Annotated in this window: 24 protein-coding genes and 2 pseudogenes; 15 read left to right on the top strand and 11 right to left on the bottom strand. The window is 59.8% G+C overall.

All coding sequences use genetic code 11. The features are described from left to right. Window positions 1–2: 2 nt before the first annotated feature. Window positions 3–953, bottom strand: coding sequence for a choline sulfate utilization transcriptional regulator (locus HK44_RS11580; protein ID WP_019694438.1), 951 nt, complete (start codon window positions 951–953; stop codon window positions 3–5). A gap of 114 nt (window positions 954–1,067) precedes the next feature. On the opposite strand from HK44_RS11580, the gene betC reads away from it, so the two are divergent. The 3 genes from betC (at window position 1,068) to HK44_RS11565 (ending at window position 5,281) form a co-directional block, all read left to right on the top strand. Next, complete coding sequence (gene betC / locus HK44_RS11575) at window positions 1,068–2,582, top strand: choline-sulfatase (RefSeq protein WP_019694437.1); 1,515 nt, start codon at window positions 1,068–1,070, stop codon at window positions 2,580–2,582. 15 nt (window positions 2,583–2,597) lie between these two features. Beyond that, window positions 2,598–3,518 carry a choline ABC transporter substrate-binding protein gene (gene choX / locus HK44_RS11570; protein ID WP_019694436.1) on the top strand — a complete coding sequence of 307 codons (921 nt, stop codon included), beginning with the start codon at window positions 2,598–2,600 and terminating at the stop codon, window positions 3,516–3,518. 194 nt (window positions 3,519–3,712) lie between these two features. After that, on the top strand, window positions 3,713–5,281 hold the full coding sequence (locus tag HK44_RS11565; RefSeq protein ID WP_019694435.1) for a SulP family inorganic anion transporter: 1,569 nt from the start codon (window positions 3,713–3,715) through the stop codon (window positions 5,279–5,281). A 169-nt stretch (window positions 5,282–5,450) separates the two neighbouring features. Here HK44_RS11565 and aroE read toward each other — a convergent pair whose 3' ends face one another. Together aroE and hemF are read right to left on the bottom strand one after the other, a co-directional pair. Next, window positions 5,451–6,272, bottom strand: a complete 822-nt coding sequence (gene aroE, locus HK44_RS11560; RefSeq protein ID WP_019694434.1) for a shikimate dehydrogenase — start codon at window positions 6,270–6,272, stop codon at window positions 5,451–5,453. Between the two features lie 13 nt (window positions 6,273–6,285). Then, a complete protein-coding gene (gene hemF, locus HK44_RS11555; protein WP_019694433.1) occupies window positions 6,286–7,200 on the bottom strand; it encodes an oxygen-dependent coproporphyrinogen oxidase in 915 nt (304 codons plus the stop codon). A 179-nt stretch (window positions 7,201–7,379) separates the two neighbouring features. On the opposite strand from hemF, the gene HK44_RS11550 reads away from it, so the two are divergent. Further along, on the top strand, window positions 7,380–8,357 hold the full coding sequence (locus HK44_RS11550; RefSeq protein ID WP_019694432.1) for an NADPH:quinone reductase: 978 nt from the start codon (window positions 7,380–7,382) through the stop codon (window positions 8,355–8,357). Between the two features lie 146 nt (window positions 8,358–8,503). Here HK44_RS11550 and HK44_RS11545 read toward each other — a convergent pair whose 3' ends face one another. From HK44_RS11545 to HK44_RS11535, 3 genes are all read right to left on the bottom strand, one after another. Beyond that, window positions 8,504–9,061, bottom strand: coding sequence for an L-threonylcarbamoyladenylate synthase (locus HK44_RS11545; RefSeq protein ID WP_019694431.1), 558 nt, complete (start codon window positions 9,059–9,061; stop codon window positions 8,504–8,506). 51 nt (window positions 9,062–9,112) lie between these two features. Next, a complete protein-coding gene (gene dprA / locus HK44_RS11540) occupies window positions 9,113–10,216 on the bottom strand; it encodes a DNA-processing protein DprA (protein WP_019694430.1) in 1,104 nt (367 codons plus the stop codon). 80 nt (window positions 10,217–10,296) lie between these two features. Beyond that, a complete protein-coding gene (locus HK44_RS11535) occupies window positions 10,297–11,322 on the bottom strand; it encodes a LysM peptidoglycan-binding domain-containing protein (RefSeq protein ID WP_019694429.1) in 1,026 nt (341 codons plus the stop codon). A gap of 170 nt (window positions 11,323–11,492) precedes the next feature. Here HK44_RS11535 and def point away from each other — a divergent pair, with 170 nt between their 5' ends. From def to HK44_RS11510, 5 genes are all read left to right on the top strand, one after another. Further along, on the top strand, window positions 11,493–11,999 hold the full coding sequence (gene def, locus HK44_RS11530; RefSeq protein ID WP_019694428.1) for a peptide deformylase: 507 nt from the start codon (window positions 11,493–11,495) through the stop codon (window positions 11,997–11,999). Window positions 12,000–12,065: 66 nt separating this feature from the next. Beyond that, on the top strand, window positions 12,066–13,025 hold the full coding sequence (gene fmt, locus HK44_RS11525) for a methionyl-tRNA formyltransferase (protein WP_019694427.1): 960 nt from the start codon (window positions 12,066–12,068) through the stop codon (window positions 13,023–13,025). Then, window positions 13,022–14,332, top strand: a complete 1,311-nt coding sequence (rsmB, locus tag HK44_RS11520) for a 16S rRNA (cytosine(967)-C(5))-methyltransferase RsmB (protein ID WP_019694426.1) — start codon at window positions 13,022–13,024, stop codon at window positions 14,330–14,332. The genes fmt and rsmB overlap by 4 nt, the downstream gene beginning before the upstream one ends. Before the next feature lie 23 nt (window positions 14,333–14,355). Then, on the top strand, window positions 14,356–15,729 hold the full coding sequence (trkA, locus tag HK44_RS11515; protein ID WP_019694425.1) for a Trk system potassium transporter TrkA: 1,374 nt from the start codon (window positions 14,356–14,358) through the stop codon (window positions 15,727–15,729). 104 nt (window positions 15,730–15,833) lie between these two features. Beyond that, window positions 15,834–16,148, top strand: coding sequence for a tetratricopeptide repeat protein (locus tag HK44_RS11510; protein ID WP_019694424.1), 315 nt, complete (start codon window positions 15,834–15,836; stop codon window positions 16,146–16,148). Window positions 16,149–16,164: 16 nt separating this feature from the next. Here the strand turns inward: HK44_RS11510 and HK44_RS11505 are convergent, their stop codons facing one another. The 3 genes from HK44_RS11505 to tag form a co-directional block, all read right to left on the bottom strand. Then, window positions 16,165–16,404, bottom strand: coding sequence for a hypothetical protein (locus HK44_RS11505; protein ID WP_019694423.1), 240 nt, complete (start codon window positions 16,402–16,404; stop codon window positions 16,165–16,167). Window positions 16,405–16,475: 71 nt separating this feature from the next. Next, window positions 16,476–17,363, bottom strand: a complete 888-nt coding sequence (locus HK44_RS11500) for a lysophospholipid acyltransferase (protein ID WP_019694422.1) — start codon at window positions 17,361–17,363, stop codon at window positions 16,476–16,478. 51 nt (window positions 17,364–17,414) lie between these two features. Beyond that, a complete protein-coding gene (gene tag, locus HK44_RS11495) occupies window positions 17,415–17,978 on the bottom strand; it encodes a DNA-3-methyladenine glycosylase I (protein ID WP_019694421.1) in 564 nt (187 codons plus the stop codon). Between the two features lie 81 nt (window positions 17,979–18,059). Between tag and glyQ the strand changes: the two genes are divergently transcribed. The 4 genes from glyQ to HK44_RS11475 all read left to right on the top strand — a co-directional run bounded on the left by glyQ (window position 18,060) and on the right by HK44_RS11475 (window position 22,442). Further along, window positions 18,060–19,013, top strand: a complete 954-nt coding sequence (gene glyQ, locus HK44_RS11490) for a glycine--tRNA ligase subunit alpha (protein ID WP_031319418.1) — start codon at window positions 18,060–18,062, stop codon at window positions 19,011–19,013. Further along, complete coding sequence (gene glyS, locus HK44_RS11485; RefSeq protein WP_019694419.1) at window positions 19,010–21,064, top strand: glycine--tRNA ligase subunit beta; 2,055 nt, start codon at window positions 19,010–19,012, stop codon at window positions 21,062–21,064. Before glyQ ends, glyS begins: the two co-directional genes overlap by 4 nt. A gap of 10 nt (window positions 21,065–21,074) precedes the next feature. Beyond that, window positions 21,075–21,608 (top strand): D-glycero-beta-D-manno-heptose 1,7-bisphosphate 7-phosphatase, encoded by a 534-nt coding sequence (gmhB, locus tag HK44_RS11480; RefSeq protein WP_019694418.1) that lies wholly within the window; start codon window positions 21,075–21,077, stop codon window positions 21,606–21,608. Between the two features lie 63 nt (window positions 21,609–21,671). Further along, a complete protein-coding gene (locus tag HK44_RS11475) occupies window positions 21,672–22,442 on the top strand; it encodes a lysophospholipid acyltransferase family protein (protein WP_019694417.1) in 771 nt (256 codons plus the stop codon). A 177-nt stretch (window positions 22,443–22,619) separates the two neighbouring features. On the opposite strand, the pseudogene HK44_RS11470 reads toward HK44_RS11475, so the two are convergent. Next, a pseudogene (locus HK44_RS11470) lies at window positions 22,620–23,834 on the bottom strand (ATP-binding protein); the annotation flags it as partial. Between HK44_RS11470 and HK44_RS11465 the strand changes: the two are divergent. Then, window positions 23,821–23,919 (top strand): annotated as a pseudogene (locus HK44_RS11465) (DNA-binding response regulator); the annotation flags it as partial. The pseudogenes HK44_RS11470 and HK44_RS11465 sit on opposite strands and share 14 nt — an antisense overlap. Window positions 23,920–24,103: 184 nt before the next feature. On the opposite strand, the gene HK44_RS11460 reads toward HK44_RS11465, so the two are convergent. Next, window positions 24,104–24,433: a hypothetical protein gene (locus HK44_RS11460; protein ID WP_019694415.1), complete on the bottom strand. Its 330-nt coding sequence runs from the start codon at window positions 24,431–24,433 to the stop codon at window positions 24,104–24,106. An 839-nt stretch (window positions 24,434–25,272) separates the two neighbouring features. Here HK44_RS11460 and HK44_RS11455 point away from each other — a divergent pair. Next, window positions 25,273–26,113: recombinase family protein (locus HK44_RS11455; protein WP_019694414.1), on the top strand; the 841-nt coding region annotated here is incomplete at its 3' end.

The raw sequence follows: 26,113 nt of genomic DNA, 5'->3' as shown, positions 1-26,113 counted from the left end.
CGCTACACCGCAATCGACGGCAGGGCCAAACCTGTCAGCGACTCCGCGCTGCTGGCCTGTTCGGCCATCAGCCAGTCGACGAACTGCTGAATCAGCGCGCTGCGGCGTTTACGCTGGGGCAGCACCACGTAATAACCAAAACTCGACATCGCCGTCTCGGCAATCGGCCGGCACAACAAGCCTTGCGCCAGCAAGTTATCCACAAGGTGCCGCCAACCAATGGCCACGCCCTGGCCGCCAATCGCTGCTTGAATCAACAGCGTGTAGTTGTCGAAACGCAGCTGCCCCGGTGCAGGTGGGGTGGCGATGCCCAAAGTGCGGAACACGCCGCTCCAGTCGAACCAGTGGCTGCTGTTTTCGCCGCGTAAATGCAGCAGCGGCAACTCCTGCAAAGCGTGGGCGGGCAGGGGTACCGCGCGGTCTTTGAGCAGCAGCGGGCTGCACACCGGGAACACTTCTTCACTGAACAGCCAATGGCTTTCACCCTGCTTGAAACGCCCATTACCAAACAGCACGGCCACGTCGATGTCAGTGCGCAGCATGTTGTGGCTGCGTTCGCTGGTGACCAGGCTGACGTCCACCTGCGGATTGGCTTGGTGGAAGCGGTGCAAACGCGGCATCAGCCAATACGCGGCGAAGGCGAAGTCGGTGGCCATCTGCAACACCTCGTGCTGATGCTGGGCGCTGATCGCGTTCAGCCCGGCGTCGATGCTCTGCAAACCGGCCTGCACCTGTTCGAACAGAATCGCTCCGGCCTCGGTCAGCTCGATGCCTCGGTAGATGCGGTCAAACAGCCGCGTGCCGAGTTGCTCCTCCAGCCGTTTGAGCTGCTGGCTGATGGCGGGCTGCGTGGTGCCGAGTTCCACCGCCGCAGCGGTGAAGCTGCGATGACGTGCAGCGGCCTCAAAGGCACGAAACAGGTCCAGGGACAAATCACCAAGGGCGTCATACATAAGCTGTGCTTATCCTAGTCATTGCCGGGCATGGGCTTTACCACGAAGTGCGTGGGCTACATCCTCGATCGCAGCACTTTCGCATAACTGCTCACTATGGAATGCCGCGATCTCATGAAGCGCAAGAACATTCTTTTCATCATGGCCGATCAAATGGCCGCGCCCCTGTTGCCGTTCTACGGTTCATCGCCGATCAAGCTGCCCAACCTGAGCCGCCTCGCCGCGCAAGGCGTGGTGTTCGATGCCGCGTATTGCAACAGCCCGTTGTGCGCCCCCTCGCGTTTCACCCTGGTCAGCGGCCAGTTGCCGAGCAAGATCGGCGCCTACGACAACGCGGCGGATTTTCCGGCAGACGTGCCGACCTATGCCCATTACCTGCGGCGCCTCGGCTACCGCACCGCGTTGTCCGGCAAAATGCACTTCTGCGGCCCGGATCAGTTGCATGGCTACGAAGAACGCCTGACCAGCGACATCTACCCGGCCGACTACGGCTGGGCAGTGAACTGGGATGAACCGGACGTACGCCCGAGCTGGTATCACAACATGTCCTCGGTGCTGCAGGCCGGGCCCTGCGTACGCACCAATCAGCTGGATTTCGACGAAGAGGTGGTGTTCAAGGCCCAGCAGTACCTGTTCGATCACATCCGCGAAGAGGGCGATCAGCCGTTTTGCCTGACCGTGTCGATGACGCACCCACACGATCCGTACACCATTCCCAAGGCCTTTTGGGACCTGTACGACGACCAAGACATCCCGTTGCCGGAAACCCCGGCGCAAACCGATCTCGATCCGCATTCCCAGCGCCTGCTCAAGGTGTACGACCTGTGGGACAAGCCGCTGCCTGTGGACAAGATTCGCGATGCGCGGCGCGCCTATTTCGGTGCGTGCAGCTATATCGACAGCAACGTCGGCAAACTCCTGCAAACCCTCGAGGATACGGGGCTGATCGACGACACCATCATCGTCTTCTCCGGCGACCATGGCGACATGCTCGGTGAGCGTGGGCTCTGGTACAAAATGCACTGGTTCGAAATGGCCGCCCGCGTGCCGCTGCTGGTCAGCGCACCGGGGCAGTTCGCCGCTGGGCGAGTCAGTGCCGCAGTGTCCACCGCCGACCTGCTGCCGACCCTGGTGGAACTGGCCGGCGGCACATTGGAACCCGGTTTGCCATTGGACGGTCGCTCGCTGGTGCCGCACCTGCAAGGGCAGGGCGGTCACGACGAAGTGTTTGGTGAATACATGGCCGAAGGCACCATCAGTCCGCTGATGATGATCCGCCGGGGCAAGTACAAATTCATCTACAGCGAAGACGACCCGTGCCTGCTCTTCGACGTGCACAACGATCCGCATGAACAGGAGGAACTCAGCCAATCCTTGCAATATCGCCAGCTGTTCGACGATTTTCTTGCCGAAGCACGGGCCAAATGGAACATCCCGGCGATTCACCAACAGGTGCTCGCCAGCCAGCGCCGCCGACGTTTCGTCGCTCAGGCGCTGACCCTCGGCAAGTTGAAGAGCTGGGATCACCAGCCGCTGGTCGACGCCAGTCAGCAGTACATGCGCAACCACATCGACCTCGATGATCTGGAGCGCAAAGCACGTTATCCACAACCCTGCCAAAACCAATAACGTAAGGGGAAGAACATGCAAAAGTTATCCACAGTACTGACGGCGGGGCTGCTGGCCTTGAGCAGCGTCTCGGCCTACGCCGAGCAAAGTTGCGACACGGTGAAAATGGCGGACCCGGGCTGGAGCGACATTGCCGCGACCAACGCCATCACCGGTTTCCTGCTTGAAGGCATGGGCTACAAGGCCAAGGTCGACACCTTGGCGGTGCCGATCACCTTTGGCGGGCTCAAGGACGGCCAGGTCGATGTATTCCTGGGCAACTGGATGCCGGCGCAGCAGGGCTTCTACGACAAGTTCGTGGCCAATGGCGAAGTCACCCAACTGTCGAAGAACCTCGACGGCACCGAGTTCACCCTGGCGGTACCGGACTACGTGTGGGACGCCGGTGTGCATAACTTTGCCGACCTGAACAAGTACGCCGACAAGTTTGACAAGAAGATCTATGGCATCGGCTCCGGCGCCCCGGCGAATATCTCGCTGCAAGAGATCATCAAGAAAAACGATTTCGACCTCGGCCAGTGGAAGCTGATCGAATCCAGCGAACAGGCAATGCTCGCCGAAGTGTCCCGCGCGGTGAAAAAGCAGAAGTTCGTGACCTTCCTCGGCTGGACCCCGCACCCGATGAACGTGCAGCTGAAAATGCATTACCTGAAGGGCGGCGAGAAATACTTCGGTGACACCGGCAGCGTCCACACCCTGACCCGTAAGGGTTATGCACAGGCCTGCCCGAACGTTGGCAAACTGCTGACCAACCTGAGCTTCACCCAGGAGATGGAGAACAGCATCATGGCCGAAGTGGTCAACAAGAAGGTCAGCAACGCCGACGCGGCGAAGGCGTGGATCAAGGCCAATCCGGTGGTGCTGGATAAGTGGCTTGATGGCGTGAAGACCGTGGATGGGAAGGACGCATTGCCCGCCGTAAAGGCCAAACTGTAAGGATCTCTGACCACCCTGTGGCGAGGGAGCTTGCTCCCGCTCGACCGCGCAGCGGTCGCAAAATCGCTCATTGCGTTGTATCTGAAAGAGCGCGATTGCCGGTTTTGGGGCTGCTATGCAGCCCAGCGGGAGCAAGCTCCCTCGCCACAATGCTTTATCCTGACGCCTTTGAATGATTCCGACCGAGAGGCCCCATGGCAATCTCCAGACGCCATAAGCTCTTCCCCTTTCTCAGCTGGCTGCCCCGGCAAACCCGCGCCAGCGTCGGCCGCGACGTTGTCGTTGGCCTCAGCGGGGCGATTCTTGCGTTGCCGCAATCCATTGCCTACGCCCTGATCGCCGGGTTACCCGCCGAATACGGCTTGTACGCCGCCATCATCCCCGTATTGATTGCCTGCCTCTGGGGGTCCTCCTGGCATTTGATCTGTGGCCCGACAGCGGCGATCTCTATCGTTCTTTACGCCAGCATCAGTCCCTTGGCCGTGCCCGGCTCCCAGGACTACATCACGTTGATCCTGCTGCTGACCTTCCTTGCCGGTATTTTCCAGTGGCTGCTGGGCATGCTGCGCTTTGGCGCGTTGGTGAACTTTGTCTCGCACTCGGTGGTGCTGGGCTTCACCCTCGGTGCGGCGGTGGTGATCGCCCTTGGGCAGTTGCCGAACCTGTTGGGGCTGGACCTGCCGAATCAGGCCACGGCGCTGAACAGTCTGGTGTCCTTGATCGGCGACATCGGTTCGCTGGATAAACCGTCGCTGGTGCTGGGCCTCGGCACGCTGGCGGTGGGCATTGCGCTGAAACTGCTGCTGCCACGCTGGCCGAGCCTGTTGATCAGCCTGATCTTCAGCGGCCTGTGGGTATGGCTGTGGCCATCGATGTTTGGCCATGTGAAGCTGGTCAGCTCATTCGTCGGCCGGCTGCCGCCGTTCAGCCCGTTGCCGCTGGATCTGGACCTGATGTTGCGCCTGCTGCCCAGCGCGGTGGCGGTCGGCATGCTCGGGCTGGTGACCAGCCTGTCGATTGCCCGCTCGTTGTCGGCGCGTTCGCAGCAGTTGCTCGATGCGAATCAGGAAGTCCGCGCGCAGGGGCTTTCGAACATCGTCGGCAGTTTTTTCGCAGGCTCGCTGTCGGCTGGTTCCTTTACCCGTTCGGGATTGAGTTATGAGGCGGGTGCCTGCTCGCCACTGGCCGGGGTGTTCTCGGCGCTGTGGGTGGCGTTGTTTGCGCTGACCGGGGCGACGCTGATAGCGCATATCCCGATTCCGGCCATGGCCGGGAGCATTCTGCTGATTTGCTGGGGATTGGTGGACCATCGTGGCATTCGCGCGTTGTTCCGGGTCAGCCATGCCGAATTCGCGGTGATGGCGCTGACGTGCGTCGCTACCTTGCTGCTAGAGCTACAAACGGCAATCTACGCCGGAGTACTGGTCTCGCTGTTCTTCTACCTCAAGCGCACCTCGCAACCCCGCGTGCAGCAATGGAGCGAAGGCGATGAAGAGATTCTGCGGGTCGGTGGCTCGATCTTCTTCGGCGCCAGCCACTACCTGCAAGTCCGTCTGCAGCGCACTCAAGGGTTGAAGGTGGTGATCGAAGGGCAGTACATCAACTTCATCGACTATTCCGGCGTAGAGATGCTGCACCAGGAAGCGCGCCGACTGCTCAGACAAGGCCGCAGCCTGATCCTGCGCCGGGCGCGGGGGCATGTCGTCGAGGAGTTGTTGAGGCTGGAAGGGGCGGAGAAATGCCCGATCCGGTTTGAAGACTGACCAACGCAAATGCCGCGTCGGGCTCAACCCCTGTGGCGAGGGAGCTTGCTCCCGCTGGGCTGCGAAGCGGCCCTAAAACTTGCCAACTCAGCGCATCAGGCAAAGTGAGATCGCCAAGAACGCGGGTGCTTCGCACCCGAGCGGGAGCAAGCTCCCTCGCCACAAAAGCCTAGAGCGCCAACTGGCGACGGAGTTCGGCCAGCACTGGCGCGGTGTCCGGGCGTACGCCGCGCCACAGGAAGAATGCTTCGGCGGCCTGTTCGGCGAGCATCCCCAAGCCATCCATCGACACCGCGGCGCCGTGTTCGCTGGCCCAGCGGCAGAACGAGGTCGGTTCCTTGCCGTACATCATGTCATAGCAAACGGTCTTGCCCGGTTCGATCAAGCTGCTGGCAATCGGTGGTACATCGCCTGACAGGCTGGCCGACGTCGCATTGATAATCAGGTCCACGGGCTCACGTAACCAGTCGAAACCGCTGGCGGACACCGGGCCGAGATCGGCGAACAGTTCGGCCAGCAGTTCGGCTTTTTCCAGTGTGCGATTGGCAATGATCACTGACGCCGGCTGCTCGGCCAGCAACGGTTCCAGCGCGCCACGCACCGCACCGCCAGCGCCCAGCAGCAGAATGCGTTTACCGCGCAGGCTGAATCCGGCATTGACCATCAAATCCCGCACCAGCCCGGCACCGTCGGTGTTGTCACCCAACAGGCTGCCATCCGCCAGTTTGCTCAAGGTGTTGACCGCACCGGCTCGCTGGGCTCGCTCCGTCAGGCTGTTGGCCAGACGATAGGCCTCCTCCTTGAACGGTACCGTGACGTTGGCACCACGGCCTTCGCGGAAAAACTCCGTGGCACAACCGGAAAAGTCATCCAGCGGCGCCAGCAAGGTGCTGTAGTCCAGTTTTTGAGTGGTCTGCTCGGCAAACAGGCGATGGATCAACGGCGATTTGCTGTGGCCAATCGGGTTACCGAATACGACGTAACGGTCCATCAGGAGTCCTCGTTCAGGCGTTAGCCAGCCAATCGCGGTCTTGCAGGAAATACTCGGTCAGGCGCGCTTCTTCGCTGCCAGGCTCGGCCTTCCAGTCGTAACCCCAGCGCACTTGCGGCGGCAGCGACATGAGAATCGACTCGGTACGTCCGCCCGATTGCAGGCCGAACAGCGTGCCACGGTCGTACACCAGGTTGAACTCGACGTAGCGCCCACGGCGAAATTCCTGGAACTCGCGCTGTTTAGCGGTGAAGGCTTGTGCCTTGCGGCGCTGGACGATCGGCAGGTATGCGTCGATGTAAGCATCGCCGATAGCGCGCATGAAGGCGAAGCAGGTGTCGAAGTCCCACTCGTTCAGGTCATCGAAGAACAGACCGCCGATGCCCCGGGGCTCGTTACGATGCTTGATGTGGAAATAGCTGTCGCACCACGCCTTGTAACGGCTGTAGACGTCTGGCCCAAAGGGCTCGCAGGCCTTCGCGGCCACGCGGTGCCAATGCACGCAGTCGTCTTCATTGCCGTAGTAAGGGGTCAGGTCGAAACCGCCGCCGAACCACCAGACCGGTTCTTCACCTTCTTTCTCGGCAATGAAAAAGCGCACGTTGGCGTGGGACGTCGGCACATGCGGGTTGTGCGGGTGAATCACCAGCGACACACCAAGGGCCTCGAAGCCGCGCCCGGCCAGTTCCGGCCGATGGGCGCTGGCGGACGGCGGAAGACCGCTGCCAAAGACGTGGGAAAAATTGACACCGCCCTTCTCGATGACCGCGCCGTTTTCGATCACACGCGTGCGACCGCCACCACCGGCAGGCCGGGTCCAGGCGTCTTCGACGAAACGAGTGCCACCGTCTTCGGCTTCCAGCGCAGCACAAATGCGGTCTTGCAGGTCGAGCAGGTAGGCTTTTACGGCCTCGGTGCGGGTAGTCATGGCATCACCTTGAATCGGGCAAAGCTACGCGGCGCTCGATCAGAACGGCGTCCGGCGCAAATGGGCGCGTAGCATAACACTGCGCCTGCGCCCGTCGCAGTTGACGAAGATCAAGCTTAGGAGTCCGATAGGGTCCTTCGCCGAAAGACCGACGGCAAACACACCCAAGGAGAGTGCAGATGGCCAAACGTATCCAGTTCCGTGCCCATGGCGGCCCCGAAGTGCTTGAGTATGTGGATTATCAGCCTGCCGAGCCGGGCCCGCAGCAAGTACGCGTCAGCAACAAGGCTATCGGTCTGAATTTCATCGACACCTATTACCGCAGCGGCCTGTACGCACCGCCCGCCCTGCCATCGGGCCTGGGCGCGGAAGGCGCGGGGGTGGTCGATGCGGTGGGCAGCGGCGTCACGCGCTTCAAGGTCGGTGACCGCGTGGCCTACGGCAGCGGCCCGCTGGGTGCTTACAGCGAGTTGCATGTGTTGCCGCAAGACCATCTGGTGCATCTGCCGGATGCCATCAGTTTCGAACAGGCCGCAGGCGTCATGCTCAAGGGCCTGACCGTGCAGTACCTGTTGCGTCAGACCTATGAACTCAAGGGTGACGAGACCATCCTGTTCCACGCCGCTGCCGGTGGTGTCGGCTCGCTGGCCTGCCAATGGGCCAAGGCCTTGGGCGTGAAGTTGATCGGTACCGTCAGTTCGCCGGAAAAAGCTGCACTGGCAAAGTCCCTCGGCGCCTGGGCAACCATCGACTACAGCAAGGAAAACGTCGTACAACGCGTGCTGGAACTGACTGACGGCAAAAAGGTGCCGGTGGTCTACGACGGCGTTGGCAAGGACACCTGGCTGACTTCGCTCGACTGCGTGGCGCCACGCGGGCTGGTGGTGAGCTTCGGCAACGCATCGGGTGCGGTGGACGGGGTGAACCTGGGGATTCTCGCGGCGAAGGGCTCGTTGTACGTGACCCGGCCAACCCTGGGGACTTACGCCAACAATGCCGAGAACCTGCAAACCATGGCTGATGAGCTGTTCGCGATGATCATCAGCGGCAAGTTGAAGGTGGACATCAGCCAGCGTTATCCGCTGGCTGAAGCAGCTAAGGCGCAGGTTGAGTTGTCGGCGCGGCGTACGACCGGGTCGACGGTGTTGTTGCCTTAAATCTGAATTGTGGTGAGGGGGCTTGCCCCCGTTGGACTGCGCAGCTGTCCCAAAATCTGCCAATGCAGTAAATCAGGCATATGACCCACGCCTGATTTACGGGCGCTACGCGCCCGAACGGGGGCAAGCCCCCTCGCCACAAGGTCTCACGCCGGGCGCACCACGTTGCCGGTCGCCAGATCGCGAATCAGGCTCGGGTTTTTCCGTCCGCCCAGATTACCGCCCAGCACCAGGTCGATTTGCCCGCGGAAATACTGTTCGACGCGAATTCGCGAACGCGCTGCCGGCCGGCCTTGCGGGTTGGCTGAAGTCGACACCAATGGCCCGACCAACGCACACAAATCCCGCACCAGAGGGTGATCACTCACCCGCAACGCCACGGTCTCATGCACTCCGGTGATCCATTGCGGCAGCATGTTTTGATGGGGCACCAGCCAGGTGTTCGGCCCCGGCCAGGTGCTGGCCATGCGATCCATCCACAGTTCCGGGAAGTCTTCGAACAGGAAGTCGAACTGGCGAATGTTGTCGGCAATCAGGATCAGGCCCTTGTCTACCGAACGGCCCTTGATCGCCAGCAGGCGATACACCGCCTCTTCATCCCACGGGTCGCAACCCAGACCCCAGACAGCTTCGGTTGGGTAGGCAATCACCGCCCCTGCGCGAATAGCTTGTGCGGCTTGTTGCACACGCCAACTGTTGACCATTACCGACTCTCCAAAATAAGGCTGTGCGCAGTTTACCGATCTTTCATGAACCTAGCTTACGCGCGCAAACCAGCGTCCGCCTTCACTCACCGCCCGACCCTCCATTTCAAGCTCCGTCAGCGCCGCCAATACCTTCGGCAACGCCCATCCCGCCGCGTCGGCCAGAGCCTCGCTGGTATGCGGAGCGGCAAACAGCAGACACAGCAACGGATGATCGACGGGCGCCGGAGCGTCTGTGGATAACGGCAGACTCTGCCAACCACGCAGGCCTTCGAGGATATGTTCGATGGTCTCCACCAACACCGCGCCGTCGCGGATCAATTGATGGCAACCACGGGCCCCCGGATGATGGATCGATCCCGGAATGGCATACACCTCGCGACCCTGTTCCGCCGCCAGCCGTGCAGTGATCAGCGAGCCGCTGGCGACACTGGCCTCGACCACCAGCACGCCGAGGGATAAACCGCTGATGATCCGATTGCGCCGCGGGAAGTTGCTGGCCTGCGGCCCGGCGTCCAGCGGGAACTCGGAAACCACTGCACTGCCTTGCGCAATCATCGCGTCGGCAATGCGTCGATTGCGCTGTGGATAAAAATTTTCCAGTCCGGTGCCGAGCACTCCGACGGTCTGCCCACCGACGTCCAGCGCGGCTTGATGCGCCGCTGCATCGATCCCCAAAGCCAGACCGCTGGTGATGACGAATCCGGCACCCGCCAGGCTGCGGGAAAACGCCGCAGCGGTGTCCATTCCCGGCCTCGATGCGCGTCGGCTGCCGACCATTGCCAGCTGCGGTTTTTCCAGAATGCCTGGATCACCCGCGACAAACAGCAACGGTGGCGGGTCACTGATTTCTGCCAACAGCGCCGGGTAGCCCGGCTGGTCAACCATCAGTAAATACTGGCCTTCGCGCTCCAGCCAGGCTAATGCGTGGTAGGCGCCATCACGAATAAGCGGGCTACGCCGGGCATCAAAGCACGCCGACGGCAACCCCAAGGCGCGCCAGGCAGAGGCCGGTGCGCTGATGGCTTTTGATGCCGAGCCGAAGGCTTCGAGCAGCTTTTGAAAACGTCGAGGGCCGAGCTCCGGGAGACGATGCAAACGCAAACGCGCTTCCAGTTCCGCCGGTGAAACCTGCGTAGGTGCAAACAGCGGCATAAGATCATCCTTGATCGTTATCGGTCGTATTGAATCGGGAACAAGCTGTGGATAAGTCTGTTGGTAACGTGTTGAGTCTTTTACGGATTACGCACCTTGTCCATCACCGCCAGGGAGCGCGAGGCGTTCAGTACCAAGCCGTAGCTGAGCTTTTCATAAGTGCGGAAGATCATCAGCAAACCGGCGCGCTCATCCGGGATTTTCACCTGTTCGCCCGTGACCCGGTCACGTACGGTTTCACCGGTTTTCATCACCACCAGCACGTTGCCTTCGGCCAAGCCGTCGCGCTGGCCCTTGTTCAAAGTGACCACATCGAGCGCACCGATCTGCGTAACACCGCGTGGCACGTCGATGATCAAGCCGTGAATATCGGTTTTTGGCGCGCTGGGCATGAAGGTCGAGTTGATCGCCCGCTCTTCGCCGCTGAACAAACGGTCGCCAAGTCGAACCTCTTGCGTGGTGCGTTGCAAGGCGAGGGTGGCGACATCGCCTTCAGTGGCGATGATCTCGCCGCCGCCGATGTCGTCGGCGTTGATCCCCAGAAACTCTTTGCTTTGCGGGTCGCTGTAGACCTTGCCCTGACGGAAAATGCCGTACACCGACTGCGCCGGGTCGAACTTGCCGCGTGCGTAGATGCGATCGCCCATGCCGCTGAGCACCCGTTCGGCGTCGCCAGCAACGATGTACGGCGCCTTGTTGAAGTCTTCGACGTTGTCGATGATGCGGTTGCTCAGCAGGAAACTGTTGATGGAGCGCAGCGGAATACTTGGAATGGCGTCGGCCATCGGTGTGCTGCGCACTTGTGGCGAAAGCTTGATAGTGCCCCGTGAAGCCCCGCGATTGAGGGTCAGGCGCGGTTGCCCGTTGATGTAGACCAGCGACAGCGAGTCGCCGGGATAGATCAGGTTGGGGTTTTCGATCTGCGGGTTGGCCTGCCAGAGTTCGGGCCATTTCCAGGGTTCGCGGAGGTATTTCCCGCAGATGTCCCAAAGTGTGTCGCCCGCCACTACCGTGTAATGCTGTGGAAAACCTTCCTTGAGTTGCACTTGTCCGTGCGCGAAACCGGCCGAGGCCAGAAGCAGCAAGGCGAGTAGTGATTTCCTCATGCGGTGAATCCCTTTATTATGTGCATTCGAGTAGAACGCCAGAGCCCTCGTGGCCCGCTCCCCCTTTCTAATGAAAAGAAGGGAGCTACGTTTTACAACGGTAGCCTGCATCTTCGGACCCGCCAGGCCATCGGCCCAGACTTTACTTCACACGTGCAGCAATTACGCTTATGGCTATTTTGAACATCCTCGAATTTCCCGACCCGCGCCTGCGTACTATCGCCAAACCGGTGGCCGTAGTGGACGACGAAGTGCGGCAGTTGGTCGATGACATGTTTGAAACAATGTATGAAGCACCCGGCATCGGCCTTGCGGCGACCCAGGTCAACGTGCACAAACGCATCGTGGTCATGGACCTTTCCGAAGACCGCAGCGAACCTCGGGTGTTCATCAACCCCGAGTTCCTGGTACTGACCGACGAAATGGGTCAGTACCAGGAAGGCTGCCTTTCGGTACCGGGCTTCTACGAAAACGTCGACCGCCCGCAACGCGTGAAAATCAACGCACTGGACCGTGACGGCAAGCCTTTTGAACTGATCGCCGAAGAGCTGCTGGCGGTGTGCATTCAGCACGAATGCGACCACCTCAACGGCAAATTGTTCGTCGATTACCTGTCCACGCTCAAACGCGACCGGATCAAGAAGAAGCTGGAAAAGCTCCATCGCCAGAACGCTTGATGCCCTTCCAAAGGCTTGCTGCGGCAAGCCTTTTTCTTTTCCGCGTGTTTCCAACCGAGAATTCCCATGACTGAGCCACTGCGCATCGTCTTTGCCGGCACCCCCGAATTTGCCGCCGAACACCTCAAGGCCCTGCTCGACAGCCCTTATGAGATCGTTGCGGTCTACACCCAACCGGATCGCCCGGCGGGTCGTGGGCAAAAGCTGATGCCGAGCCCGGTCAAGCAGTTGACTATGGAGCACAACATCCAGGTGTTGCAGCCGCCAACCCTGCGCAACGCCGACGCCCAGGCCGAACTGGCTGCACTCAAGCCGGACTTGATGGTCGTCGTGGCCTACGGCCTGATCCTGCCGCAAGTGGTGCTGGATATTCCGCGTCTGGGCTGTATCAACAGCCACGCCTCGTTGCTGCCACGCTGGCGCGGTGCGGCGCCGATCCAGCGCGCCGTCGAAGCGGGCGACGCTGAAAGCGGCGTGACCGTGATGCGCATGGAAGCCGGCCTCGACACCGGGCCGATGCTGCTCAAGGTCACCACGCCGATCAGCGCTGATGACACAGGCGGCAGCCTGCATGACCGTCTCGCCGAGATGGGCCCGCCAGCAGTGGTTCAGGCGATTGCCGGGCTGGCCGCCGGCACGCTGGAAGGCGAAGTACAGGACGACAGCCTCGCTACTTATGCTCACAAATTGAACAAAGACGAAGCGCGCATCGACTGGAGCCGCCCTGCGGTCGAGTTGGAACGTCTGGTTCGCGCATTCAATCCGTGGCCGATCTGCCACAGCACGCTCAATGGCGAAGCCTTGAAAGTGCTCGCTGCCAGCCTCGCCGAAGGCAAGGGCGCACCGGGCGAGATCCTCGGCGCCAGCAAGGACGGCTTGATCGTCGCCTGCGGTGAACAGGCGCTGTGCCTGACGCGTCTGCAATTGCCCGGTGGCAAGGCGCTGAATTTCAGCGACTTGTTCAACAGCCGTCGTGAGAAATTTGCCGTGGGCACTGTCTTGGGCCTTGCGGTGGACGCCCAATGAACCCGCGTCTGGCCGCCGCCAAGGCCCTGGCCGCCGTCCTTAACGGCAAGGCTTCGCTGAACAGTTCGTTGCCAACGCAACTGGACAAAGTCGAAGACCGCGATCGCGGCTTCACCCAGGACCTGGCCTTCGGTACCGCTCGCTGGCAGCCGCGCTTGTCGGCGCTGGCGACCAAGCTGCTGCAAAAGCCTTTCAAAGCTGCCGATGCAGACGTCGAAGCGCTGTTGCTGGTCGGCCTTTACCAGTTGCTGTACACCCGTGTCCCGGCTCACGCCGCCATCGGTGAAACCGTGGGCTGCGCCGACAAGCTGAAAAAACCGTGGGCCAAAGCCCTGCTCAACGCCGTGCTGCGCCGCGCCCAACGTGAAAGCGAAGCACTGCTGGCCGAGCTTGAGCACGATCCGGTGGTGCGCACCGCCCACCCGCGCTGGCTGCAAAAATCCCTCAAGGCGTTCTGGCCTGAGCAATGGGAAGCCATTTGCGCCGCGAACAACGCGCACCCACCGATGATTTTACGGGTCAACCGTCGTCATCACGCGCGCGATGCTTACCTCGCCTTGCTGAACGATGCCGGTGTCGCGGCCAAGCCGTGCGTGTTTAGCCGGGACGGCATCGTGCTCGACACGCCGGGTGATGTGCGCCAGCTGCCCGGTTTCGCCGAAGGCTGGATCAGCGTGCAGGACGAAGCCGCGCAACTGGCGGCGGATCTGCTGGACCTGGCGCCGGGCCAACGGGTGCTCGACGCCTGCTGTGCACCGGGCGGCAAGACCTGCCACATCCTCGAAGTCGAGCCAAAACTGGCCGGCGTGGTGGCGGTGGACCTGGAAGCCAAGCGTCTGGTTCGCGTGCGGGAAAACCTTGAGCGGCTGGGCCTCAGTGCCGAATTGATCGCCGCCGACGGCCGCGATACTCAAGCGTGGTGGGACGGCAAGCCGTTCCAGCGCATCTTGCTCGACGCGCCATGCTCGGCGACCGGCGTGATTCGCCGGCACCCGGACATCAAACTGACCCGCCAGCCGGATGACATCGCCGCGCTCGCGGTGCTTCAGGGCGAACTGCTCGACGCGATGTGGCCGACCCTCGACGTCGGCGGCATCCTGCTGTACGCCACCTGCTCGACTTTGCCGACCGAAAACACCGACGTCATCGAAGCGTTCCTCGCTCGCACATCGGGTGCTCGCGAGCTGGATATCGCCAGCCAGGCCGGCATCAAGCAACCGCATGGCCGCCAGTTGCTGGCGCAAGAGGGCGGTCACGACGGGTTCTACTACGCCAAGCTGATCAAGATTGCCGCCGCGCGCGGTTAAGCGGATTTCAAGGGAGTGACAGGATGAAGATCATCATCCTCGGCGCCGGGCAGGTCGGCGGTACGCTGGCGGAACACTTGGCCAGCGAAGCGAACGACATCACCGTGGTCGACACCGACGGCGAACGCCTGCGAGACCTCGGTGACCGCCTCGACATCCGTACCGTGCAAGGTCACGGCTCGTTCCCGACAGTGCTGCGCCAAGCCGGTGCCGACGACGCCGACATGCTGGTGGCGGTGACCAACAGCGACGAGACCAACATGGTCGCCTGCCAGGTCGCGCACACCCTGTTCCACACGCCGACCAAGATCGCCCGGGTGCGCGAAGCCGCGTACCTGACCCGCGCCGGCCTGTTCGACAACGACGCGATTCCGGTCGACGTATTGATCAGCCCGGAACAAGTGGTGACCCACTACATCAAGCGCCTGATCGAGCACCCCGGCGCCTTGCAGGTCATCGACTTCGCCGAGGGCAAGGCACAACTGGTGGCGGTCAAGGCTTACTACGGCGGACCGCTGGTGGGGCAGCAATTGCGCCAGTTGCGCGAACACATGCCGAACGTCGATACCCGCGTGGCGGCGATTTTCCGTCGCGACCGACCGATCCTGCCGCAAGGCGATACGGTGATCGAAGCCGATGACGAAGTGTTCTTCATCGCGGCCAAAGCGAATATTCGCGCCGTGATGAGCGAAATGCGCCGGCTCGACGAGAGCTACAAACGCATTGTCATCGCCGGGGGCGGGCAGATTGGCGAGCGGCTGGCCGAGGCGATTGAAAGCCGCTATCAGGTGAAAATCATCGAGATGAACCCGGCGCGCTGCCGTTACCTCTCGGACACCCTCGACAGCACCGTGGTGTTGCAGGGCAGCGCCTCGGACCGCGATTTGCTGCTGGAAGAGAACATTGCCGACGCCGATCTCTTCCTGGCGCTGACCAACGACGACGAAGCCAACATCATGTCCTCGCTGTTGGCCAAACGCCTGGGCGCGAAGAAGGTGATGACCATCATCAACAACCCGGCCTATGTCGACCTGATTCAGGGCGGTGATATCGACATCGCCATCAGCCCGCAACTGGCGACCATCGGCACTTTGCTGGCTCACGTGCGCCGGGGCGATATCGTCAGCGTGCACTCACTGCGTCGCGGTGCGGCAGAAGCCATCGAGGCGATTGCCCACGGTGACGCGAAGTCGAGCAAGGTCATTGGCAAGGCCATCGAAAACATCGTCCTGCCGCCGGGGACTACCATTGGTGCGATCATTCGCGACGAAGAAGTGCTGATCGCCCACGACGACACCGTGATCGAAGCCGGCGACCATGTGATTCTGTTCCTTGTGGATAAAAAGCATATTCGCGATGTGGAGAAGCTGTTCCACGTGGGGTTGAGCTTTTTCTGATCCGGGATCTGCGCTGGCCGGACTGGCCCAATCGCGAGCAGGCTCGCGATAGCGGTCTTACTAAAACAGCTTAATCCCTGACACTCCTCAACAAGGAATCCACCATGATCGAATCGCTGGAAAAAATGCTCGCCGAGGGTGTGGATAACTCGCTGCTGCGCTTCGGTCTGGGCAAGGGTTATCTGGATCTGGGCGAATATGCCAAGGCTGCCGAGCATTTCAGCCGCTGCGTGGCATTCGATCCGAAATATTCGGCAGCCTGGAAGTTGTTGGGCAAGGCTCATTTGGCGCAGGCAAACCATGCCGCTGCCCGTCAGGCCTGGGAGCAGGGCCTGGAAGCTGCCCGCGCGCATGGCGACAAGCAGGCGGAAAAGGAAATGATCGTGTTTCTGAAGAAGCTTGACCGGTCAGGCAACTGATCAAAAAACGTTCAACTCAAAGGTAACGCAGGCCGATACCTTCAGCGTCGACCTGCACCACTTCCATGCGCACTCGCGGCGCACCGCACGGCAACCCCTGCACCTGACCATAGACCACGGCACCCTTGGCCAACGCCGCGAGTGTCGGATGCTTCACGTAGACGCCACTGGCGCAAAGGTTGCGAGTCTGGCCCAGGCACTCGCCGAAGCTCTCGTGCTGGATCTTGATTCGAAATGACTTACGGTGTTCGGACATCTTCTGCGCCCTTGATTGAACGGTTGTGGATAACCCCAGCCCAAGGTTATCCACAGATCATGCCAGCTGGATCAATACCAGCGTGCTTCGCCCGGCGGACGTTTCTTGAAGCGCTTCATGCTCCACATGTATTGGCTCGGGTAAGCCCGCACGTACTTCTCGACGATCTGGCTCATCGCAGCGCAGGACGTCTCGGTATCGGTGCTGTACATGGCCTCGGGCGCGGCTTCCAGGATCACTTTGTAGCCTGAACCGTCCGGCAGGCGCAGGGCGTGCAGGAAGACGCCGACCGCTTTGCCGCCCGCGAGCATGTTCGGCACGAACTTGCTGGTCAGGGCCTTGGTGGCGAAGAAGGGCACGAAGATCCCGGCGGATTCGGCCGGTTCCGGGTCAGCCGGAATCCCCACTGCACCCCCTTTGCGCACTTCCTTGATGACGCTGAGGATGCCTTCCTTGGTAGAAGCTGCCACGCGGTTGCCCAATTGCACCCGCTGTTTGCGCAGCAATTCATCTACCGCCTTGAGCTTGGGCGGACGATAGAAAATGATCGGTTTGCACTGGCTACAATAGAAGTGGTTCAACACTTCCCAGTTGCCCAGGTGGCTGGTGATGCCGACCACGCCTTTGCCGGAAGCCAGCGCGTCCTTGAGCACATCGAGGCCTTCGACTTCACGCACCAGATCGATGGAGCGCTGGGCCGGCCAGATCCAGGCGCAGGCGCTTTCGGTCAATGATTTGCCGATGTCCATCAGGCTCTGTCCGACTAAACGCTCACGTTCGACCGCGTCCATGTCCGGGAAACACTTGGCGAGGTTGATGCGCACCACATCGCGGGAACGGTTGGGGGTTTTCCACATCACCCAGCCAATCGCCGCGCCTACCGCTTGCACCGCCCGCCACGGGAGCAGGGCAAACAACCGCAGAGCGCCTACCAGCAAGGCGCCTTTAAACTTATCCACAGGTCACTCCTGATCTTCTGAACCGACGTCATGAACCTTGTCGCGAGCCGACTATTCTAACCGCCCACTGCGCAAGATGGCGTAACGATCACAATCGGTGGTGTGATCCATGACCATGCCCGAGGCCTGCATCAAGGCATAGCAGATGGTCGGGCCGACAAATGTGAAGCCGGCTTTTTTCAGACCTTTGCTCATCTCCACGGCGGCCGGCGTCACGGCCGGCACTTCGCTGCGATCCTTGAAATGATTGATCTTCGGGACGCCGCCGACAAACGACCAGAGCAGCTCCACCGGGTCCTCCAGCGCCATCCAGGCCTGGGCATTGCGCCGGGCGGCGTTTAGTTTGAGACGGTTGCGGATGATTCCCGGATCGAGCATCAAATCGTCGATTTCGGCGTCGCTCATCTGCGCCACCCGCTGCACATCGAAGCCGAACAACACCTCACGGTAGCGCTCGCGTTTCCTCAGCACGGTGATCCATGACAGGCCGGCCTGGAACCCTTCGAGCAAAAGCAACTCGAACAAGCGCTGCGCATCGCGTAGCGGTACGCCCCACTCCTGATCGTGATAAGCCATGTACAGCGGATCTTCGGAACACCAAAAGCAGCGTGGCATAAGGCTCCAGGGGGCGTGCGGACGAATGAATCGGGTATACTCCCGCTCTTTAAATCGCAGCCCAAGAAACAGGTGAATTTCGTGAGCCAGCCTACGCCAGCCGTGCGTACCTTCCAAGACTTGATCCTCGCCCTCCAGCAATACTGGGCCGAGCAAGGTTGTGTGGTACTTCAGCCCTACGATATGGAAGTAGGCGCCGGCACTTTCCATACTGCCACGTTCCTGCGCGCCATCGGCCCGGAAACCTGGAACGCCGCTTATGTGCAGCCCAGTCGCCGCCCGACTGACGGCCGCTACGGCGAAAACCCGAACCGTCTGCAGCACTACTACCAGTTCCAGGTAGTCCTGAAGCCGAACCCGGACAATTTCCAGGAACTGTACCTGGGCTCCCTCAAGCACGTGGGCCTGGACCCCTTGGTGCACGACATCCGTTTCGTCGAAGACAACTGGGAATCGCCGACCCTCGGCGCCTGGGGTCTGGGCTGGGAAGTCTGGCTCAACGGCATGGAAGTGACCCAGTTCACCTACTTCCAGGCAGCGGGCGGCATCGAGTGCTACCCGGTGACCGGCGAGATCACCTACGGTCTCGAGCGTCTGGCCATGTACCTGCAAGGCGTGGACTCGGTCTACGACCTGGTCTGGGCTGACGGTCCGTTCGGCAAAGTGACCTACGGCGACGTGTTCCACCAGAACGAAGTGGAGCAGTCGACCTACAACTTCGAACACGCCAACGTCGAGAAGCTGTTCGAACTGTTCGATTTCTACGAAAGCGAAGCCAAGCGCCTGATCGAACTCGATCAACCGCTGCCGCTGCCAAGCTACGAAATGGTCCTGAAGGCCTCGCACACCTTCAACCTGCTGGATGCACGCCGGGCGATCTCGGTGACTGCGCGTCAGCAATACATTCTGCGTGTCCGCACCCTGGCGCGTTCCGTTGCACAAGCCTACCTGCTGGCTCGCGCCAAGCTGGGCTTCCCGATGGCGACCCCGGATTTGCGTGATGAAGTGTTGGCTAAGCTGGAGGCTGCACAATGAGTGCTCAAGATTTCCTGGTTGAACTGGGCACCGAAGAGCTGCCACCCAAGGCCCTGAACACCCTGGCCGACGCGTTCCTCGCCGGTATCGAGAAGGGCCTGCTGGCCGCTGGCCTGGGCTTTGAAGCCAAACAGGTCTACGCCGCCCCGCGTCGTCTGGCCGTGCTGATCACCAAACTGGCGACTCAACAGCCGGATCGCAGCATCAACCTCGATGGCCCGCCACGTCAGGCCGCGTTCGATGCCGAAGGCAATCCGACCCAGGCCGCCCTGGGCTTCGCCAAGAAGTGCGGCGTAGAGCTGAGCGAAATCGATCAAAGCGGTCCGAAGCTGCGTTACAGCCAAAGCATCGCCGGCAAGCCGACCGTCAGCCTGTTGCCGACCATCGTCGAAGACTCGTTGAACGACCTTCCTATCCCCAAGCGCATGCGTTGGGGTGCTCGCAAGGAAGAATTCGTTCGCCCAACCCAATGGCTGGTGATGCTGCTCGGTGACCAGGTGATCGACTGCACCATCCTCGCCCAGAAGGCCGGTCGCGATTCCCGTGGTCACCGCTTCCATCACCCGGAAAACGTGCGCATCACCTCGCCAGCCAACTACCTGAACGACCTGCGCGCAGCCTACGTACTGGCCGATGCCAATGAGCGCCGCGAGCTGATCAGCACGCGTACCGCCGAGCTGGCCACTCGTCAGGAAGGGACTGCGATCGTTCCGCCGGACCTGCTCGACGAAGTGACCGCGCTGGTGGAATGGCCAGTGCCGCTGGTGTGCTCGTTCGAGGAGCGTTTCCTCGATGTGCCGCAAGAAGCCCTGATCACCACGATGCAGGACAACCAGAAGTACTTCTGCCTGCTGGATGCCGACGGCAAGTTGCTGCCACGTTTCATTACCGTGGCCAACATCGAGAGCAAAGACCCGCAGCAGATCATCGACGGTAACGAGAAAGTGGTTCGCCCACGTCTGACCGACGCCGAATTCTTCTTCAAGCAAGACAAGAAGCAGAAACTCGAAGACTTCAACCTGCGCCTGCAAAACGTGGTGTTCCAGGAAAAACTCGGCAGCGTCTACGACAAGGCCGAGCGCGTTTCAAAACTGGCCGCATTCATCGCTCAACGCATTGGCGGCAACGCCTCGTGGGCGGCGCGCGCAGGCCTGCTGTCGAAGTGCGACCTGGCAACCGAGATGGTCGGTGAGTTCCCGGAGATGCAAGGTGTCGCCGGTTACTACTACGCCCTCAACGATGGCGAGCCGGAAGATGTCGCACTGGCGCTGAACGAGCAGTACATGCCGCGCGGTGCCGGCGCTGAACTGCCGACCACCCTGACCGGTGCGGCCGTGGCCATCGCCGACAAGCTCGACACCCTGGTCGGGATCTTCGGTGTCGGCATGCTGCCCACCGGTAGCAAAGACCCGTATGCCCTGCGCCGTGCTGCGCTGGGCGTGTTGCGGATCCTGATCGACAAGAAGCTCGACCTCGACCTGACCGACGCCGTGGCGTTCGCCGTCAATGCGTTCGGCAGCAAGGTCAAGGCCGCAGGGCTGGCTGATTCGGTACTGGAGTTCGTCTTCGATCGTCTGCGTGCCCGTTACGAAGACGAAGGCGTGGATGTGGCCACTTACTTGTCGGTTCGTGCCCTGAAACCGGGTTCGGCGCTGGACTTCGATCAACGCGTACAAGCGGTGGAAGCGTTCCGCAAATTGCCGGAAGCCGCTGCACTGGCTGCGGTGAACAAGCGCGTATCGAACCTGCTGAGCAAACTCGAAGGCAGCGTGCCGAGCACCGTTGAAGCCAAGTACTTCGACAACGCCGCCGAATTCTCCCTGTACTCGGCGATCCAGCAAGCGGATCAAGCGGTGCAGCCAATGGCTGCAGCCCGTCAGTACAGCGAATCGTTGGCGCGTCTGGCCGCGTTGCGCGAGCCGGTCGATGCGTTCTTCGAAGCAGTGATGGTCAACGCGGAAGACACCAAGGTCCGCGCCAACCGTTATGCGTTGCTGGCACGTTTGCGCGGTCTGTTCCTTGGCGTTGCCGACATCTCGTTGCTGGGTTGAGGAGCGGCTGTTGAAACTGCTGATTCTCGATCGGGACGGAGTGATCAACTACGACTCCGACGCTTACATCAAGTCGGTGGAAGAGTGGATTCCGCTCCCGGGTTCGATCGACGCCATCGCGCAGTTGAGCAAGGCCGGCTGGACGGTAGCTGTCGCTACCAACCAGTCGGGCATTGCTCGCGGCTACTACGATGTCGCCACCCTGGACGCCATGCACGAGCGCTTGCGCACGTTGGTGGCGGAGCAGGGTGGTGAGGTCGGGCTGATTGTCTATTGCCCGCACGGGCCGGACGAAGGCTGCGACTGTCGTAAGCCAAAACCCGGCATGCTTAAAACCATTGCCGCACATTACGACGTGGCGCTGACTAACCTATGGTTCGTCGGCGACAGTCTAGGTGACCTGGAGGCGGCAAAAGCCGTCGACTGTCAGCCAGTTTTGGTAAAAACCGGGAAAGGCGAAAAGACTCAGGGGTTGACCCTACCGGTAGGTACTTTGATTTTTGACGATCTGGCGGCGATTGCCGCAGAACTTATCCACAACTAGGGCGATTCTGACATCCTGATCAAGGACTGTTCGGGAGCGCACTTTTAATAGGCAAATGCCGCTATGTCGATCTTGCAGGCAATCAGAACCTTTCTTTTTTACCTGCTGCTGGGCACCAGCTCGTTGCTCTGGTGCAGCCTGAGCTTTTTTATCGCGCCTTTTTTACCGTTCAAGGCGCGCTACCGTTTCATCAATGTCTACTGGTGCCGCTGCGCGCTGTGGCTGAGCAAGGTGTTCCTGGACATTCGCTATGAAGTCAAAGGCGCCGAGAACGTCCCCGACCAGCCGTGCGTGATTCTGTCGAACCACCAGAGCACCTGGGAAACGTTCTTTCTATCGGCCTACTTCGAACCATTGAGCCAGGTGCTCAAGCGCGAACTGCTGTATGTGCCGTTCTTTGGTTGGGCGATGGCCATGCTGCGACCGATTGCCATTGATCGCGACAACCCGAAAGCCGCGCTCAAGCATGTGGCGAAGAAGGGCGATGAGCTGCTCAAGGACAATGTCTGGGTGCTGATCTTCCCGGAAGGCACCCGCGTTCCGTTCGGCACGGTCGGCAAGTTCTCTCGTGGTGGTACGGCGTTGGCGGTCAATGCGCAGTTGCCTGTGCTGCCAATCGCGCATAACGCCGGCAAGTTCTGGCCGAAAACCGGTTGGCTGAAAACACCTGGCACTATCACCGTTGTCATCGGTGCGCCGATGTATGCAGAAGGCAGCGGCCCACGGGCGATTGCCGAGCTCAACGACCGCGCTGCGGCCTGGAACGAGCAGACCCAGCGGGACATGGGTTCGCTACCGCCACTGCCTGCTGCGGCGGATAAAGAGACTGTCTGAGGTTCTGTGGATAACCTGTGCACCGTTTTCTTGAAAAGCGTCTTATTTGTTTGCTAAGTTTATGATTTATATAGATATTTCTTAAGCTAATAAAACGCAGGAAAACGTGCATAAGTTTTCACGACGCAAAAAAAACCGGCTATTTGCGCCGGTTTTTTATGCCTGTTTAAAGGTATTTCATTCTTCCAGCAACGGCAGTTGAACGCTGAACGTCGTGCCTTGCCCGATCTGGCTTTCACAGAAAATCCGTCCACCGTGGCGATCCACCACGGCTTTGACCATCGACAACCCCAGGCCCAATCCCTCACTGCCTTGAGACGAAGCAAAGCGCCGGTACTGGCTGAACAGTTCGGAGAGTTCTTCGGCTGCAATGCCTTTGCCCTGGTCGGCGATCTCGCAGGTCAGCCAACCCTGTGCACAACTGACCCGCACGCGGACCTGCGAACCTGCCGGGCTGTACTTGATGGCGTTTTCCAGCAGGTTGAACAGCGCCCGGGTCAGCAACGACTGGTCCGCCAGGACCATGCCTTCCGCTTCTTCATCCAGATCATGCAACAGCTCGATCTGCTTGAGTTGCGCAATACTCATCGCCTGATCAAACGCATCAAGCACCAGCATCGCGAACATGCTCGGTTCGAACTGGTACGCCTCGGATTCGGCTTTGGCCAGCTGCACAAAGGCCTCGGTAAGGCTCAAGGCTTTGCGTACCTGCAACTCGATCTGGCTGAATAAATGCGTATCACCCCTGCCTTGGTGATACTGGACGTCGAGCAAGGCCAGAATTGCTGAATGGGGCGCACGCAGGTCATGGGAAAGAAACCGCAGCAGCACCGCCCGCTGTTCCTCGGCATCGCGCTCGAGGCTCAAATCCGTCAGGCTGAGCAACCAGCCGATCGCCGTTCCGCCTTCGGCCGGCAGCAATGGCGCCAGGTCCAAACGCAAACTTCGCCCTTGAGTGTCGCGAAACTCGCGGGTCTCAAGCGTCGACAACGCAGGACTTCCCTGCTCGAGCAGCCCTGGATAACCAATCTCCGAGAGCCGTTGCAGCTGGTCTTTGCCGACCAGATCGCTGGCAAACAGCCCCCGCGCATTGCGGTTGGCCAAAAGAATTCGACCGTTGGGATCGCTGATCAGCGTCGCCACCGGCAGGTACTCCAGACCGTCAGCGAAGAACCGTCGGGTATCGCGCGTCCGGCTCATCGCCTGTTCCAGCGCGACGATCTGCCCCTGCAATACATCGCCGGCCGGTGACGGTGTGCGGCGGCGCTCTGGAAACACTTTCGGTTCACTGTCCAGCCGTGCCAGTTCCCAGCCGAAGTAAGCGAGCACTGCGCTCAGGCGTCGCCAGTTCCAGATCAAATACCCCAGCAGCATCCCCAGCAAACTGGAGCTGACGGCCGATCGGGGTTGGCAGTTGCTGACGATCTACGGGTATGGGTATCGGCTGGAAAGTGTCGTCAGCGGCACGAGCGAATAAAAATCAAAAGATCGCAACCTGTGGCAGCGCCTACAAATAGGCGTGGTTATCGGCGCGTAGGCTGAGATCTTCAAACGTCTTCGCGCGAACAATAAAAAAGGCCAACGCTGAGCGTTGGCCTTTTCCATTTTTGCTGGGGGGAGGGTCTTAGAACAGAGATCCGTTCAGTAGAAGCAAATTGAACCTAGCTACCAATCTGGTGGCTTACCGCATTTTCTTGTCGGTTAAGGCTCTTTTGCTCCTGCTTGGTGATGTGCCCGTCATTCTGGCGGGCCATGCCCCGCTCTTCCTGACGAATCTGGCGGTCTTCCTTATGCAGATTGGCCGCCTGTCTCTTGGTCATTTCACCCTCTTTGACTTCGTTATGGATTCGCTTGTTCTGGTTGGCCAGACGACTATTTACCTCGGCTCGACGTGGGTGATCTTTATTCCACTGAGCATCAGCTGCCATTGCATTACCGGCAACCATACCCACAACGGCGGACAACAAAATAGCAGCAAGCTTCTTAGCCATGTTTGATTCCTAGTGAATGCTTGAAAGGCTGGCCCGGTTGATTTGATCGGCACCGCCGGCCATGTAGTTACTGAGTCGTCCCTGGTTTCATAGACACGATTGAACCCCGACAGTTCACTCTCCCCGAAGCCTGAAGGAAGCTGCGCGGCACAGCATCTTCAAGGAAGTTTGTCCGAAAAATCCGTTCCAAAAAAAAAGGCCAGCGCGGTGCGCTGGCCTTTTTTCTGGCTCACCTCTCAGGGCAGCCGGGCTCATTTATGGGTGAAAATGAGCAACTACTGTGTGAACCTATAACGGATGTAGGCGGGCAAAGTTAACCGACTTTGACATATTGGAATATCAGCAGTATACAACAGGATTGGACAAAGTTAATTTTCACTTCGGGAAAAGTTAACCCTCTGAAACCTAACTTCGGCCAATGTTAATTTTAAAATTATTGAAACCCAAGTAAAATTGACAAACTGTCAAAACATGAAATGAATTTAAACTAAATCCTTTACCTATTCAAGTAAGATTGCATACAGCGTATACAGGTGCATTCACCGTTAAACCTACAATGCCGGCGGTGTTGATCATCCACTTTGAAAGACTGTACGTGTAGGCACCTATTTCAAGCTGATGAACGTCGCCATTCGGCTCTCTGTAAAATTCCGCGAGCCCTCTCAGCACCCGACTGATGGTCGTGCCTCGTCACCATCACGTCATAAATCGTCCCTAGGCTGAATCGAATGGGCCAGGATTTTCCCGACCTAGAGGAGGCCTGTTTGCCCTCTCCACGCACGCGGATAACTTCAGAAAACTCCTTCGACGGTCTTGTGCCGGCTGCGGAATACGTTCGCATGTCCACGGATCATCAACGTTACTCCACCGAAAACCAGTCGGCGGCCATCCATGCATACGCCATGAGCCATGGCATGAAAATCGTTACCACTTATCGTGATGAAGGGAAAAGCGGCCTAGATATCGGAGGTCGTAATGCTTTGCGCACGCTGCTCGACGATGTACAGGCCGGGAATACTCAATTCCAGGTCATTCTGGTCTATGACGTCAGCCGCTGGGGACGCTTCCAGAACACAGATGAAAGTGCTCACTACGAATACCTCTGTACCAGCTCAGGGATCAAGGTTGTGTATTGCGCTGAGGCTTTCGACAACGATGGTTCGCCAATGTCCACGATCTGCAAGGGCTTCAAGCGCCATATGGCTGGCGAATACAGCCGCGAACTATCCATCAAGGTGTTCGCGGGACAGTGTCGTCTCGTCGAAAAAGGTTTTCACCAAGGAGGGCCCGCTGGCTATGGGCTGCGTCGAGGGTTGATTGATGAAAGAAATGAGTTCAAGGCCGAGCTTTCGCGAGGACAACAAAAGAGCATCCAGACTGACAGAGTCATTTTAATTCCCGGGCCCGAAACCGAAATCGAGGTCATTCACCGCATCTACCACCAGTTCGTCCACGAGCGGATGAGCGAACGTGAGATTGCCAATGCACTGAACGCTGAAGGTCTGGTCACCGACTTTGATCGCCGTTGGAGCCGAGGTAGCGTGCATCAGGTGCTGACTAACGAAAAATACATCGGCAACAACGTTTATGCCAAGACTTCCTCCAAGTTACGCAAAGGCATCATTCGTAATGCGCCAGACAAGTGGGTTCGCTGTGATGGTGCTTTCCAGGGGATTGTCT

The sequence above is a fragment of the Pseudomonas fluorescens HK44 genome (assembly GCF_000217955.3).
Lineage (GTDB): Bacteria > Pseudomonadota > Gammaproteobacteria > Pseudomonadales > Pseudomonadaceae > Aquipseudomonas > Aquipseudomonas fluorescens_AQ.
Note: the sequence above shows the minus strand (reverse complement) of the source record. Positions and strands in the feature narration are given on the sequence as shown.

What these genes read in the sequence shown, in the direction of transcription:
- HK44_RS11580 (WP_019694438.1), bottom strand. Translation starts at nt 953, where the DNA reads ATGTATGACGCCCTTGGTGATTTGTCCCTGGACCTGTTTCGTGCCTTT.
- betC (WP_019694437.1), top strand. Translation starts at nt 1,068, where the DNA reads ATGAAGCGCAAGAACATTCTTTTCATCATGGCCGATCAAATGGCCGCG.
- choX (WP_019694436.1), top strand. Translation starts at nt 2,598, where the DNA reads ATGCAAAAGTTATCCACAGTACTGACGGCGGGGCTGCTGGCCTTGAGC.
- HK44_RS11565 (WP_019694435.1), top strand. Translation starts at nt 3,713, where the DNA reads ATGGCAATCTCCAGACGCCATAAGCTCTTCCCCTTTCTCAGCTGGCTG.
- aroE (WP_019694434.1), bottom strand. Translation starts at nt 6,272, where the DNA reads ATGGACCGTTACGTCGTATTCGGTAACCCGATTGGCCACAGCAAATCG.
- hemF (WP_019694433.1), bottom strand. Translation starts at nt 7,200, where the DNA reads ATGACTACCCGCACCGAGGCCGTAAAAGCCTACCTGCTCGACCTGCAA.
- HK44_RS11550 (WP_019694432.1), top strand. Translation starts at nt 7,380, where the DNA reads ATGGCCAAACGTATCCAGTTCCGTGCCCATGGCGGCCCCGAAGTGCTT.
- HK44_RS11545 (WP_019694431.1), bottom strand. Translation starts at nt 9,061, where the DNA reads ATGGTCAACAGTTGGCGTGTGCAACAAGCCGCACAAGCTATTCGCGCA.
- dprA (WP_019694430.1), bottom strand. Translation starts at nt 10,216, where the DNA reads ATGCCGCTGTTTGCACCTACGCAGGTTTCACCGGCGGAACTGGAAGCG.
- HK44_RS11535 (WP_019694429.1), bottom strand. Translation starts at nt 11,322, where the DNA reads ATGAGGAAATCACTACTCGCCTTGCTGCTTCTGGCCTCGGCCGGTTTC.
- def (WP_019694428.1), top strand. Translation starts at nt 11,493, where the DNA reads ATGGCTATTTTGAACATCCTCGAATTTCCCGACCCGCGCCTGCGTACT.
- fmt (WP_019694427.1), top strand. Translation starts at nt 12,066, where the DNA reads ATGACTGAGCCACTGCGCATCGTCTTTGCCGGCACCCCCGAATTTGCC.
- rsmB (WP_019694426.1), top strand. Translation starts at nt 13,022, where the DNA reads ATGAACCCGCGTCTGGCCGCCGCCAAGGCCCTGGCCGCCGTCCTTAAC.
- trkA (WP_019694425.1), top strand. Translation starts at nt 14,356, where the DNA reads ATGAAGATCATCATCCTCGGCGCCGGGCAGGTCGGCGGTACGCTGGCG.
- HK44_RS11510 (WP_019694424.1), top strand. Translation starts at nt 15,834, where the DNA reads ATGATCGAATCGCTGGAAAAAATGCTCGCCGAGGGTGTGGATAACTCG.
- HK44_RS11505 (WP_019694423.1), bottom strand. Translation starts at nt 16,404, where the DNA reads ATGTCCGAACACCGTAAGTCATTTCGAATCAAGATCCAGCACGAGAGC.
- tag (WP_019694421.1), bottom strand. Translation starts at nt 17,978, where the DNA reads ATGCCACGCTGCTTTTGGTGTTCCGAAGATCCGCTGTACATGGCTTAT.
- glyS (WP_019694419.1), top strand. Translation starts at nt 19,010, where the DNA reads ATGAGTGCTCAAGATTTCCTGGTTGAACTGGGCACCGAAGAGCTGCCA.
- HK44_RS11475 (WP_019694417.1), top strand. Translation starts at nt 21,672, where the DNA reads ATGTCGATCTTGCAGGCAATCAGAACCTTTCTTTTTTACCTGCTGCTG.
- HK44_RS11460 (WP_019694415.1), bottom strand. Translation starts at nt 24,433, where the DNA reads ATGGCTAAGAAGCTTGCTGCTATTTTGTTGTCCGCCGTTGTGGGTATG.